At 40.7% G+C, this 12,851-nt stretch carries 12 protein-coding genes and 2 pseudogenes; 5 read left to right on the forward strand and 9 right to left on the reverse strand.

Translation table 11 applies throughout. The features are described 5' to 3' along the window. Window positions 1-79 precede the first annotated feature (79 nt). Entirely contained in the window at window positions 80-2,023 is a 1,944-nt protein-coding gene (gene acs, locus CDG55_RS01925) for an acetate--CoA ligase (protein ID WP_087537034.1), read from the forward strand. Between the two features lie 55 nt (window positions 2,024-2,078). Here the strand turns inward: acs and CDG55_RS01930 are convergent, their stop codons facing one another. Next, window positions 2,079-2,621: a cysteine hydrolase family protein gene (locus CDG55_RS01930; RefSeq protein ID WP_087537062.1), complete on the reverse strand. Its 543-nt coding sequence runs from the start codon at window positions 2,619-2,621 to the stop codon at window positions 2,079-2,081. Window positions 2,622-2,726: 105 nt separating this feature from the next. Here CDG55_RS01930 and CDG55_RS01935 point away from each other — a divergent pair, with 105 nt between their 5' ends. Then, a complete protein-coding gene (locus tag CDG55_RS01935) occupies window positions 2,727-3,140 on the forward strand; it encodes an Lrp/AsnC family transcriptional regulator (protein ID WP_087537033.1) in 414 nt (137 codons plus the stop codon). A gap of 78 nt (window positions 3,141-3,218) precedes the next feature. Here CDG55_RS01935 and sfnG read toward each other — a convergent pair whose 3' ends face one another. Both sfnG and msuE read right to left on the reverse strand, forming a co-directional pair. After that, on the reverse strand, window positions 3,219-4,325 hold the full coding sequence (gene sfnG, locus CDG55_RS01940; protein ID WP_087537032.1) for a dimethylsulfone monooxygenase SfnG: 1,107 nt from the start codon (window positions 4,323-4,325) through the stop codon (window positions 3,219-3,221). Window positions 4,326-4,352: 27 nt separating this feature from the next. Next, window positions 4,353-5,093 (reverse strand): FMN reductase, encoded by a 741-nt coding sequence (gene msuE / locus CDG55_RS01945; protein ID WP_087537031.1) that lies wholly within the window; start codon window positions 5,091-5,093, stop codon window positions 4,353-4,355. A gap of 351 nt (window positions 5,094-5,444) precedes the next feature. Between msuE and CDG55_RS01950 the strand changes: the two genes are divergently transcribed. Continuing rightward, a complete protein-coding gene (locus tag CDG55_RS01950; RefSeq protein WP_005156795.1) occupies window positions 5,445-6,095 on the forward strand; it encodes a response regulator in 651 nt (216 codons plus the stop codon). Window positions 6,096-6,211: 116 nt separating this feature from the next. Here CDG55_RS01950 and CDG55_RS01955 read toward each other — a convergent pair. From CDG55_RS01955 to uvrA, 5 genes and pseudogenes are all read right to left on the reverse strand, one after another. Then, a pseudogene (locus CDG55_RS01955) lies at window positions 6,212-6,859 on the reverse strand (carbapenem susceptibility porin CarO); the annotation flags it as partial. An 11-nt stretch (window positions 6,860-6,870) separates the two neighbouring features. Beyond that, a complete protein-coding gene (locus tag CDG55_RS15570) occupies window positions 6,871-7,080 on the reverse strand; it encodes a transposase (RefSeq protein ID WP_004703693.1) in 210 nt (69 codons plus the stop codon). Between the two features lie 5 nt (window positions 7,081-7,085). Next, window positions 7,086-7,328 (reverse strand): transposase, encoded by a 243-nt coding sequence (locus CDG55_RS15635; RefSeq protein ID WP_213066150.1) that lies wholly within the window; start codon window positions 7,326-7,328, stop codon window positions 7,086-7,088. Window positions 7,329-7,360: 32 nt separating this feature from the next. Further along, a complete protein-coding gene (locus tag CDG55_RS01965) occupies window positions 7,361-7,708 on the reverse strand; it encodes an IS630 transposase-related protein (RefSeq protein WP_087537030.1) in 348 nt (115 codons plus the stop codon). 560 nt (window positions 7,709-8,268) lie between these two features. Then, window positions 8,269-11,100: an excinuclease ABC subunit UvrA gene (gene uvrA, locus CDG55_RS01970; RefSeq protein WP_087537029.1), complete on the reverse strand. Its 2,832-nt coding sequence runs from the start codon at window positions 11,098-11,100 to the stop codon at window positions 8,269-8,271. 367 nt (window positions 11,101-11,467) lie between these two features. Here uvrA and CDG55_RS01975 point away from each other — a divergent pair. After that, window positions 11,468-11,794: pseudogene (locus CDG55_RS01975) on the forward strand (TetR/AcrR family transcriptional regulator); the annotation flags it as partial. Between the two features lie 22 nt (window positions 11,795-11,816). Next, the gene (locus CDG55_RS01980) at window positions 11,817-11,987 is read left to right on the forward strand and encodes a DUF1304 family protein (protein WP_413772785.1); all 171 of its coding nucleotides are present in this window, start codon (window positions 11,817-11,819) and stop codon (window positions 11,985-11,987) included. A gap of 156 nt (window positions 11,988-12,143) precedes the next feature. On the opposite strand, the gene tenA is transcribed toward CDG55_RS01980, so the two are convergent. Next, a complete protein-coding gene (gene tenA, locus CDG55_RS01985) occupies window positions 12,144-12,818 on the reverse strand; it encodes a thiaminase II (protein ID WP_087537027.1) in 675 nt (224 codons plus the stop codon). Window positions 12,819-12,851 lie beyond the last annotated feature (33 nt).

Consider the following 12,851-nt stretch of genomic DNA (forward strand, 5'->3'; position numbering starts at 1 on the left):
CTGTGAGAGAAAACAAAATATACCCGAAAAATAGATGTGTATATCTAAGGTATGAAATAAAAAACAAAGGAAGTGAGCTATGAAAGAAATCTACCCAGTGCCTGATAAATTCAAAGAAATGGCAAGAATCTCGGAAGCAGACTATTTCAAACGTTATCAGGATTCAATTGAGCAACCCGAAGTATTTTGGGCACAAGAAGCAAAAAATATTGATTGGATCAAACCATTCACACAGGTTAAAAATACAAGTTTTAACGCAGATAATTTCAAAATTGAGTGGTTCGCCGATGGTGAACTGAATGTTTCAGCCAACTGTTTAGATCGTCATCTTAAAGATAATCCTTTAAAGCCTGCGATTATCTGGGAAGGTGATCATCCTTCACGTCATAAAATCATTTCATTTTCTGAACTCCACGATGAAGTCTGTCGTTTTGCCAATGTGCTAAAAAAACAAGGCATTCGCAAGGGTGATCGTGTGGTGCTATATATGCCAATGGTGCCTGAGGCAGCGATTGCCATGTTGGCCTGTGCACGAATTGGTGCTGTGCATTGTGTGGTGTTTGGTGGGTTCTCACCAGACTCATTGGCTAGCCGTATCGAAGATAGTCAAGCAAAATTAGTGATTACTGCGGATGCGGGCATGCGCGGCGGTAAGCTTATTCCACTGAAAGAAAATGTAGATGCAGCCTTAGAAATTGATGGCACCAGTAGTGTCGAAAATGTGATTGTGGTGCATCGTACAGGGAATCCGATTCAGTTCAATGCTGAGCGTGACGTTTGGTATCACCTTGCGATTATGGAAGTAAATGAACACTGTCCACCAGAACCGATGAAAGCAGAAGATCCGCTCTTCATTCTGTACACCTCGGGTTCAACAGGAAAACCGAAAGGCGTGTTACATACCACAGGTGGTTATCTGGTTTATGTCAACACTACTTTTAGAGAAGTCTTTGATCTAAAAGAAGATGATGTGTATTGGTGTACTGCAGATGTAGGCTGGATTACGGGACATAGTTATTTACTTTATGGTCCGTTGAGTAATGCCACTACTACGGTCATGTTCGAGGGAATTCCACAATATCCAACTTGGGCACGTATTGGTCATGTGATTGATAAACATAACATCACGATTTTATATACTGCACCAACTGCAATTCGCGCCATGATGCGTGAAGGCGATGCCTACGTGCGTGAAAGTGATCGGAGTAGTTTACGTTTGCTGGGTTCAGTCGGTGAACCAATTAACCCTGAAGCATGGAACTGGTACCATGAAGTGGTGGGTGAAGGCCGTTGCCCAATTGTCGATACTTGGTGGCAAACAGAAACAGGTGGCATTTTAATTTCACCATTGCCGGGTGCAACCGCACTCAAACCGGGTTCAGCAACACGTCCATTCTTTGGAGTACAACCTGCGTTAGTCGATGGCGAAGGAAATGAATTGGACGGAGCAACAGAAGGTAATTTGGTCATTAAAGACTCATGGCCGGGCCAAATGAGAACGATTTGGGGCGATCCAGAGCGCTTTATTGAAGCTTATTTCTCAACTTTTAAAGGCTATTATTTTACTGGTGATGGTGCACGCCGTGATGCCGATGGCTATTATTGGATCACTGGGCGTGTTGATGATGTACTGAACATTTCAGGTCATCGTTTAGGGACAGCCGAGATTGAAAGTGCATTGGTTGCACATGAAGCAGTGGCTGAAGCGGCAGTTGTTGGTATGCCACATGACATTAAAGGTCAAGGGATTTGTACTTTTGTCACCTTGCAAGCCGATGTGGCGGAATCTGAGGAGCTACGCAAGGAGTTGGTGAGCTGGGTGCGTAAAGTGCTTGGGCCAGTGGCTACCCCTGATGCACTGCATTGGGCGCCTGCTTTGCCGAAAACTCGTTCAGGTAAAATCATGCGCCGTATCCTAAGAAAGATTGCGGCAAATGAATTGGATAGCTTAGGCGATACCTCAACATTGGCTGAGCCGGCTGTGGTTGAACATCTGATTGCCACGGTTTATCCAAACCGATAAACCTATTCAAATTTAAAAAGAGCGTTCGATGGAACGCTCTTTTTTTCTGCATGATTTAATTCTTTGCTAAAAAATCAGCCGTGTTTTGTACTGTGGCAAAGAAACCGAGTGCAGATAAAAATGCCGTTTGTACATCGGCTGCTTTGACGATCTTAGCATCATGTTCAAGATCACGGGTTGCAGTGGCATCTGCGATCACAATGGGTTGGTATCCAAGTTCTTTAGCTGCACGTGTCCCTGAGTCAATACAGACATGGGTCATCATACCTGTGATCACTAACTGTTCAACTTGATGTTGTTCAAGGATGGTTTGAAGATTGGTTTCCAAAAAGCTATTGGGAAAATGCTTTTTGACAATCACTGATTGATCTGTGACTTTAAGTTGAGGATGTAATTCAACACCCACGGTATTTTCCTGAAAGAAACTGGCAGAGGCAGGGTTAATATGCTGAATATAAATAATCGGTAAATTGTTTTGAATAAAATGGTCTTCCAATAGATTGGTTTGCGCTAGAGCAAGGTCTGGATTGACCAATTCCATTTTGCCATTTTTAAAATAATCGTTTTGGACATCAATAATCAGTAAGGCTTGTTTCATCATTTTTTTCTTCCAACGTTAAGATAAAACAAGAGTAGGGGAAGTGTGAAAAATCCGCTATATTCAGATGAAAGCATTGTTGCTGGTTTTCTTTCGTAATGAAAAATGAATATTGAACTTGATCCGATTGATCTGAAAATTATTGAATTGCTAAAACAAGATTCGCGTTTAAGCCATAAAGAAATTGGACAGCGGGTGCATCGGACTGGGCAGGCCGTTGGCGCTCGTATTGCACAGTTAATGGATGCAGGCTTTATCAAAAATTACACCATCGCGATAAAATATGAACATAAACAATTCATCCAACTGTTTATGAATGATCAGCAAGCTTTTATTGAGGTTGAGCGTTTGGTCAAACAATATGAGCAAGTGGATGAGTGTTTTAAAATTCTCGGCAACGCCTGCTATATGATTGTTAGCCATTTTAATCCATCACAATTAAATGAATTTATTGAGCAACTGTCGCAGTGGTGCCGATATTCGGTTGAAACGGTCATGCGGGAAATTGAGACCCGTTAAAATAAAAAAAGCCCCAAGCCGAGCCTTGGGGGAAGATTTGCCATTTCTTTTGTTTTTCTTCTTATTCAGCACTGAAAACTAAGCTGATTTTGCTGCGAGACGCTGTTCCTGTTGTTGCTCAAGTTGACGGACTAACGGTAGAACTTTTGCTCCAAAATATTCTACTTCTTCAATAAAATGTAGAAAGCCTGAAAGCACCAGATCAACCCCCACATTTTTTAGGGCCACAATACGTTCCGCAATTTGCTGCGGCGTACCGATCAGATTTGTTTTAAAACCATCATTGTATTGAACCAAATCATCAAAGGTCGATTTTGCCCAATTGCCCTCACGCTCAGGGGCTGCTGCACCTGCTTCACGGGTGGCATCACCGAAGGCATTCACCGCTTCGACATTGGCTTGAGCTATGATTTCATTCAGTACTGCTTTGGCTTCTTCCTCAGTATCACGGGCAATGATAAAGGCATTAACGCCTATTTTGACGTCTCGGTTGGTCAGCTTGGCCTTGCTGCGAACATCATCAACTTGCTTCTTGATTTCTTCAACGCTATTGCCGTTGGTAAAATACCAGTCTGATACACGCGCGGCCATATTACGTGCTGCACGGGAACTGCCACCTTGAAACACTTCGATATAAGGTTTTTGCAAAGGTTTCGGTTTAAGCGTGTAATTTTGGAATCGGTAATATTTGCCATCAAAGCTGTAATTGTCAGCTGTCCAGATACCTTTGAGGGTACGAATAAATTCCTCCGAACGAACATAACGTTCATCATGCTCAGGCCAAGGTTCGCCAATCGCATCAAATTCGCCACGGAACCAGCCGCTGACCACATTAATCGCAATACGCCCTTGGGTGAGGTAGTGAATGGTCGCCAGTTGTTTAGCGGCGAGTACAGGTTTCCAAGGGCCTGGTAGGATCGCTGCAATGACTTTGAGTTTTTCGGTTTTTGCCAATAAAGCATGGCTGAAACTCACGGATTCATGTTGGTTTTCTGCGCCATAACCAGCGGTAAAACGGATTTGTGTAAGGGCATATTCAAAGCCGCTTCGTTCCGCTGTTTGTGCGAGGCGCACATTGTAGTCATAGCTCCAGTCAGTACGTTGTTCAATATTGCTTACAACGAGACCACCACTCACATTAGGAACCCAATAGGCAAATTTAATTGCTAATGTTGTTATTGTCATCGTTGTATCCTTCATAAAAGATATGGTTTATGCGACGTGGGTTAACTTCTTGGCTGACTTCGGGTGTAAGCGAGATTCAGCTGCATCCAGATTCGGTACTGCCGCAGATGGTAAGACTTCTGCTTGTTCGATTTGTTTATTGATGCCGAGATTCTGATTGGCTTGCTCAGTTTTGGCTTTGATGGCAGCAGCACGTTGGCCTTTGGCAGGTGCCCATTCCAAAATTGGTAAAGCACGTGCCACAGCCAAGGTAACGCGATCAGACAATTGTTCGCTTTTTACCGTGTATTCAGGCGTGAAATCACGATCAGTGGCATAGGCCCCAATCGGTAAGGTTTGTGCTTGGAAAAAACTGAATAAAGGGCGTAATTGATGTTCTAACACCAGTGCATGACGGTCACTGCCACCTGAAGCGGCGAGTAACACAGGTACATCAACCAAAGCTGTTTGCTCAACAAAGTCGAAGAAATGTTTAAATAAGCCTGTAAATGAAGCACGATAAACAGGTGTTCCAACAATTAAAGCATCTGCGGCTTCAACCGCAGCCAAATCATCTTGTACGCGTTGTGGCAGCTGATTACGATAAATCGCACCACCCAATAACGGCCCAATTTCACTCAGCTTGACGAAATGTACTTTAATATTAATCGCCTCTGAAAGTTCATCAAGAATCGCCTGAACTAAACTTTCTGTTTTTGATGGGCTGTTTAAACCACCAGATACGGCAACAATATTAAGGGGAGTAGCGAGAGTATTGTGATTGGACATAATAGTGGCCTAAAAGATCATTTCGAATTGCTATTTATTTATCTACACCGCATGCCAAGTTGTAAAATAAGGAAATGCTGCAAGCTTATCTGTTTTGTATATATACCTATAAAGGATTCAGTAGAAAAAATTAAATGAATTTAATACTCTGTTTCTATTGGTTATTTCTGTATAGTAGGTATTGATTGGTCTATGTTGTGTGAGTTATATCAATGTTTGTATTGTTTTGCATTTATGATGAAATAAACAAGTTTTGATGTCTAACCAACAGTTCATTTAAAAAATAGGCTAAGATAGATTAAATTTGAATAAACACCGTACAGTGACGTACTCGCAGACAGCTCAGCGCTTATGAATATTTTAATTGTAGACGACCACCCTTTATTTAGACATGCTTTAATTCAAGCGGTTCGATATAGTCTTCCTCAAGCACAGATTCAGGAAACTGCGGATGTCGATGAATTCTACGAGCGCTTAGAGCATGGTGCAGAACCTGATCTCGTATTACTTGATCTGAATTTACCCGGCGCATCTGGTTTTTCTGCCTTGGTATACGTACGAGCACAATACCCAGCGATTCCAATCATTGTTGTATCAGCACATGAAGAAGTCTCGATTATCCAACGTGCAATTGCACATGGTGCAATGGGGTATATCCCGAAATCATCACACCCAAGTCATATTGGCGAAGCAATTAAACATGTATTAGAGGGTGAAATTTGGCTACCGCCGAATTTAGCCATGCATCATGGTTTCGATCCAAGAGCTGCGGATGAAACCGCGTTGGCAGAACGTTTGCAATCGCTTACACCACAACAGTTTCGTGTATTGATGATGGTTGCAGAAGGTCTGCTCAATAAACAAATTGCTTATGAGTTAGACGTATCAGAAGCCACGATCAAAGCGCATGTGACAGCAATTTTCCGCAAATTAGGCGTACAAAACCGTACGCAAGCTGTTTTAGCAATTAGTGCATTAAATATCGAAGATAAAAAGATGTAATTAACAAGTTGAATAACTCATTCGTTTATTCAAATGTTTAAAGACAATAAAAAAACCCAGTTCATGAACTGGGTTTTTTTATGCATAGATGCTGAATTAGAACATCTATGACTGCATTAGAAGCGTACTTTAGCGTTTAAGCCAATAGTTTGCATATCTTCATCAGTACCTACAGCATTCGCATTTAAATAGCTTGCACCTACAGCAACTGCTGGAGTAATAAAGTAGTTTACATTAACGCCCCAAGCTGAATCAGGTGTATCTGCAAAACTTGATTTAGCGTATGAAACACCTGTGCTAAATTTAGAGTTTAGGTACAAATCAGTTTTTAACTCGTATGCAGTGTCTTCACCGTAAACGATACCTGTTTCGAAACCGATTGACATAGGCGTGCCATCGATAGCACCAACGTATTTAGTACGAGCAGTGATTGCATCTTGCTTGTCAGCGATAGTCGCTGTTTCACCAACTGCTTTACCAAAACCTTTATTTAAGATTTTGAAAGTATCCAAAGATGTTTGTTCTACAACATTTGTATAACCTACAGCAATAAGGAAGTTAGGAGCGATTACCGAACCAAATTCAACAGCCCAACGCTGACCACGGTCATCATTCTCGCCATATTTGCCGTCATTATCAGTCGCACTATAGCTTAAGCTTGCATATGCAGGAGCGTAAGGTGTTGGTACATAGGCTTCGGCTTTAACACCTAAATTTTGAGATTTAGTATCATCAAGATTAGCAAAGTTATATCCAAGAGCTATAGTCAACCCGCTTAATTACCCATACACTCGTTAAAGAAACGACTAAAAAGCTTATCTATTGAGTTAACCAACCATTTTTTCCTTTTTGCTTTCACCCATGCCCACATTTTTTCAATAGGATTAAGGTCAGGACTATAAGGTGGTAACCAAAGTATTTGATGCCCATGTTGGGCTAATAGATCTTGTATATCTTGTCGTTTATGGAAGGCTGCATTGTCCATGACAATTACACTATTCGAGGTAATTCTGGTAATAAAAACTTATCTACCCAAAAATGAAATACATCCGAATTTACTTTGCTATCAAATAAACCAACTGCAAATAATTTACCCTCATGGATTGCTCCTATTGCGTTGGTTTGATTTTTTAATTGCCAATTATATTTTCCATAACAAGGAGTTCCCTGTTTTGAATAACCATGAGGTCTATGTTCATGAGATTTAAATCCACTTTCATCAAGATAGATAATCGGGTGTTGATACCTTAATCGGTTTAAATCTTTTAAATACTGTTCTCTGAGTTCTGTTTTTGCTTTCGGGTGCCGTAAGGTCTTTTTTTAACTGTAATATTTAGACGCTTGAGCGCATCACCAATTGTAGAAGTACCACAACCAAAACGAGCAGCGCGTTCATATTGATAATCATCAGGATATTGCTCAACATCTACACGTAAGGCATCATCATCAACTTTAGATGGTTTTCTTGGTCGAGTTCTTTTTATTTCGATTCGTTTTTTCCATTCGACAATTGTATTTTTATTAATTTCGAAGTGCTGAGCAACCGCTCGGATAGATTGACCTTCTTCAAGCTTGGCTAATAGTTTCTTTCTAAAATGTATTGGATAACTCATATCGGTATTGTATTGGTTTTTTGCGTGCGGACTATATAGGTTGTTTTCATCTACTATTTAAGAGAGTAACCTTGTTTCGAAACGATATTTATTAATTGTTTAATTCGGGTGAGTTTATCGTTTTTTTCGTTTTAATATGTCGTAAAACTGTAATAAATCACCAATAAAAATGTGATTTTAATCTCATTAAAATTGTGTTATGTGATTAATTTAATTTGTAAATGAAGCATGACAATTAAAAAATTTGGGAAGTTCAATTTTAAGAGCTAATTTAATTTGGAAAAACGATTGTAAATTTAAACTTGATCTATTTAATCGACTTTACTTTTTGAGATATAATTCACATAATTGTTGCGGAGAGGTATTTAATTTGCATTTTATTCTCTCGTAACATTTTCTCAATATATTGTGTTTTACTAGCTCGACTTTCCCCAAGGTTGAGCTTTTTTTTGCCCGTTCTTTATCCATTTTTTAAGATATGACCTTTGAGTTGGCGTAAATTCAAGCTAGAGAAACGAAATCAACCTAAATTTACGCCAGTACTTGAGAACCGATTAAATTTATTTCAACATTGGCTTCAAGAAACGCCCTGTGTGAGAAATCTCAACTTCAGCGACTTGCTCAGGTGTACCTTCGGCAATGATTTGACCACCACCAGAACCACCTTCAGGACCAAGGTCAATTACCCAGTCTGCGGTTTTGATCACATCCAAATTATGCTCAATCACCACAATGGTATTACCCTTATTGCGTAGCTCATACAAAATGTCGAGTAACTTAGCAATATCATGGAAATGTAGACCTGTTGTCGGCTCATCCAAGATATATAAGGTTTTACCTGTATCACGTTTTGCTAACTCACGCGCTAATTTAACCCGTTGCGCTTCACCACCTGAAAGCGTGGTTGCTGCTTGACCTAAACGAATATAGCCTAGACCTACTTGCATTAAGGTATCTAAACGGCGGTGAATCACAGGAATGGCACTAAAGAATTCAGCAGCATCTTCTACGGTCATTTCTAACACGTCTGAAATGTTCTTGCCTTTATAACCAACCTCTAAAGTTTCACGGTTATAACGCTTGCCATGGCAGGCATCACAAGGCACATACATATCAGGTAGGAAGTGCATTGCGACCTTGATCATGCCGTCGCCTTCACAGGCTTCACAACGTCCGCCTTTTACGTTAAACGAGAAACGACCTGCGCTGTAACCACGTGCTTTGGCTTCAGGCGTTTGTGCAAATAACTCACGAATTGGGGTAAATAAGCCTGTATATGTGGCAGGATTCGAACGTGGGGTACGACCAATCGGACTTTGGTCAATATCAACCACTTTATCTAAGTGCTGTAAACCATCAATCGAATCAAACTTTTCTGCGGTCAGTGTGGTTGCACCATTGAGCTGGGTCGCAGCTAAAGGTAATAAGGTACGGTTAATCAGCGTTGATTTTCCTGAACCTGATACGCCTGTGACACAGGTCATAATGCCGAGAGGAATGGTCAGATCGACATTTTGCAGGTTATGTCCACTCGCACCAGACAGCTTGATCACTTCATTTGGACGAGGTGATTGGGTACGCTGTTTCGGTACTTCAATCTTCAATTTGCCTGAGAGATATTGACCTGTAAGGGAGTCAGCATGGCTTGCCAACTCATCATAAGTGCCTTCGGCAATAATTGCACCACCATGAATACCTGCACCAGGACCAATATCAATAATATGATCCGCAGCACGAATCGCGTCTTCATCATGCTCAACCACAAGCACCGTATTACCCAAATCACGTAAGCGAATTAAGGTTTGTAATAGGCGATCATTGTCACGTTGATGCAGACCAATAGATGGCTCATCCAGTACATACATCACACCCATTAGGCCTGCACCAATTTGCGATGCGAGGCGAATACGTTGTGCTTCACCACCTGATAATGTTTCGGCTGAACGTGCAAGACTGAGATAATTTAAACCGACACTGACGAGGAAATGTAAACGTTCACGAATCTCTTTAAAGATTTTATCGGCGATTTCACCTTTGGCACCTTCAAGATTGAGGTCTTGATAGTAGTTTTCAGCGTCACCAATCGACATCTTGGTGATTTGTGCGATGGTCTTATCTTTAACACGAACATGGCGTGAAATTTCATTGAGACGTGAACCATCACAGGCATCACAAGCTGCATTGGATAAATATTGTGCGAGATCATCACGCACATAATTCGATTCAGTTTCACGATAACGGCGTTCTAAATGTGGCAGAATTCCTTCAAAGGCTTGCACACGACTGTGTTTACGACCACGTTCATCGATATAACTGAGGTCGATTTTCTCTTTGCCTGTGCCTTGTAAAAATTTCTTTTGGGTGTCTTTATCTAAACTATTCCAAGGCTGATCGAGATCAATACTGAAATGATCCGCTACTTTTTGCAGCATGGTGTAGTAATACGGACGTTGTCTGTCCCAACCACGAATCGCCCCTTGGCTGATCGAAACTTCTGGATTTGGAATCAGTTTTTCTGCGCTGAAATGGCTGCGTGTTCCTAGACCGTCACAGACAGAGCAAGCACCAAATGGATTATTAAATGAGAATAATCGTGGTTCAAGTTCAGCTACGGCACGGTCACATTCAGGACATGAATGTTTTGCAGAGAACACACGTTCAGGATGTTCGCCATTTATCCACGACAACACCGCAATATCACTACCTAGACGTAATGCAGTTTCAAACGATTCTGCAATACGATTGCCGAGATCGTCACGGACTTTAAAGCGATCAACCACGACTTCGATGGTATGTTTTTTCTTTTTGTCTAATTCAGGTGGGGTATCAATATCAATGATTTCACCATCGACACGCGCACGGACAAACCCTTGACCTTGTAATTGTTCAAATAATTGGGTGTATTCACCCTTACGCTCGCGCACTACTGGTGCAAGTAGCATCAGGGCAGTGCCTTCTTCTAATCCTTTTACCGCATCAACCATTTCTGAAATGGTTTGTGCCACCATTGGGAGATCATGTTCAGGACAGTAAGGCGTTCCAACACGTGCGTAAAGCAAACGCAAATAGTCATAAATTTCGGTAATTGTCCCGACAGTTGAACGAGGGTTATGGCTAGTTGACTTCTGCTCAATTGCAATCGCAGGTGATAAACCTTCGATTGAGTCAACTTCAGGTTTTTCCATTTGCGAAAGGAATTGGCGTGCATAAGCTGAAAGTGATTCGACATAGCGACGCTGACCTTCAGCATATAAAGTGTCAAATGCAAGGGATGATTTTCCTGAACCTGAAAGCCCTGTGATCACCACAAATTTGTCACGTGGAATATCGAGTGACACATTCTTTAAATTATGGGTACGTGCGCCTCGAATACGGATATGACTTTGGCTCATGAAAACATCTCAGTAATATGCAAATAGAAGATCAAAATACATTGAACAGCAATCTCATAGATCATTCATTATTTAAGTTGAATGTATTGAAAGAAAGCTCAATACTAATCAATTTAAAATAATTTCTGAGCAGCATTTTGCTGTTGAATGGGTCTTATATGATAGCGCCTTAAAATTGTTCAAGAGGTATAAAAATATTTAAAACGACAAATTGTGACGGTTAAATCACATTTATAACGAGTATCACATCCTGACCGAGTTGTATTTTTATCATTCCTTTTTTGATTTTACTACCGTAAAGCTGTTGCAGAATAAAAATACATAAATTTACTACATGACTGGTCTAATATTAATTTATGGTGTGGCTATGAAACGATCAATCAAGAGTGAAGCAACTCGACAACATATCTTGGATACTAGTTTTGAATTGTTATTGCGTAAAAGTTTTGTGGGAGTTGGTTTACAAGAAATTTTAAAAGCCTGTGACGTGCCAAAAGGTTCGTTCTACCACTATTTTGCGTCTAAAGAGGCATTTGGTTGTGCCCTATTAGAACAGTACATGGCTGACTATAAAGTACAAGTCGAACAGCTTTGGCAGCATACTGAACAAAGTGCGTATGCACGTTTAAAGGCTTTTGGTAATAGCTTGGAAAAAGCCCAACTCACTAAATTTAGCGCAGAACCAAGGTCTTTATAACGGGTTTCTTGCAGCAGGTTTGTTTTGGGCACTCATTGCACCTGAAACCTATGCGGTGGCTTTGGCAAATTTCTTTTTAGTGTGTGTTGATTGCAGGTATTTATGGTGCTTTGACGGCAAGCAAAAAAAAATTATTTATATCCAATCTGTACCCGCATTGCTTGCCTTAATTGCGGTTAACTTTTTTTAAGCAATTAAAGGTATTCACTCGATCTGATTTATGTTTTAATGCAGCCAGTTTGAGATGAGCCTCATACAGTATATCGGACAATACGATATACGACTAAGCCCCTATGAGGGGCTTTTTTATGTCTGTGAAAAATGTAAATGAAGGTCTGCTAGACGATTAAGCTTGATCTAAACCTAACCATTGGCGTTGCTGATACGCACTGTCCCAAAACAACCATTCCAGTTTTGCACCCATAGTGTATGCAGCATGCATTTTCGCCAAAGTGTCTTGATCACAACGTGCTGCCACTTTATCTACAGTTGCAATCACATTGCGCACTGCCGTATTAAATTCTTCACCTGCATAGGTATCAATCCATGCTTGATACGGATTATTAGGAACTGATTGGTTTACGATGTCTTTACCAACCTCAGCATAAATCCAAAAACAGGGAAGCAATGCTGCCAAAATCACAGGATAACTTTCTGACCAAGCTGTTGCGGTTAGGAAAGAGGTGTAATGGTGGCAGGCAAGTGTTAATGGTGTCCCTTCAAACTCAGCTTTGCTGATGTCAAATTCCTGCATAAAATCACTATGCAGGCTACGTTCTACAATAATCGCAATTTTTGCTGCTTCCGAAAATTGAATCACATCATCTGCTTCATAGGCTTTTGCCGCAGCTACAGCAAGCGCACGACCATAAGCTAGTAAATAGTGAGCATCTTGAATCACATAATGACAAAATGCTTTACGATCTAAAGTACCCTTAGCTAGTTCTTGATTGAATGGTAGAGCTAATATTTTTTGATATAAATCGTGATTACGTTGCCATACATCTTGAGAAAACGTCATGAAATGAACCTATTAAAGTACATATAAAAGAAA

It is taken from the genome of Acinetobacter sp. WCHA45 (assembly GCF_002165255.2).
Lineage (GTDB): Bacteria > Pseudomonadota > Gammaproteobacteria > Pseudomonadales > Moraxellaceae > Acinetobacter.

What these genes read in the sequence shown, in the direction of transcription:
- acs (WP_087537034.1), top strand. Translation starts at nt 80, where the DNA reads ATGAAAGAAATCTACCCAGTGCCTGATAAATTCAAAGAAATGGCAAGA.
- CDG55_RS01930 (WP_087537062.1), bottom strand. Translation starts at nt 2,621, where the DNA reads ATGAAACAAGCCTTACTGATTATTGATGTCCAAAACGATTATTTTAAA.
- CDG55_RS01935 (WP_087537033.1), top strand. Translation starts at nt 2,727, where the DNA reads ATGAATATTGAACTTGATCCGATTGATCTGAAAATTATTGAATTGCTA.
- sfnG (WP_087537032.1), bottom strand. Translation starts at nt 4,325, where the DNA reads ATGACAATAACAACATTAGCAATTAAATTTGCCTATTGGGTTCCTAAT.
- msuE (WP_087537031.1), bottom strand. Translation starts at nt 5,093, where the DNA reads ATGTCCAATCACAATACTCTCGCTACTCCCCTTAATATTGTTGCCGTA.
- CDG55_RS01950 (WP_005156795.1), top strand. Translation starts at nt 5,445, where the DNA reads ATGAATATTTTAATTGTAGACGACCACCCTTTATTTAGACATGCTTTA.
- CDG55_RS15570 (WP_004703693.1), bottom strand. Translation starts at nt 7,080, where the DNA reads ATGGACAATGCAGCCTTCCATAAACGACAAGATATACAAGATCTATTA.
- CDG55_RS01965 (WP_087537030.1), bottom strand. Translation starts at nt 7,708, where the DNA reads ATGAGTTATCCAATACATTTTAGAAAGAAACTATTAGCCAAGCTTGAA.
- uvrA (WP_087537029.1), bottom strand. Translation starts at nt 11,100, where the DNA reads ATGAGCCAAAGTCATATCCGTATTCGAGGCGCACGTACCCATAATTTA.
- tenA (WP_087537027.1), bottom strand. Translation starts at nt 12,818, where the DNA reads ATGACGTTTTCTCAAGATGTATGGCAACGTAATCACGATTTATATCAA.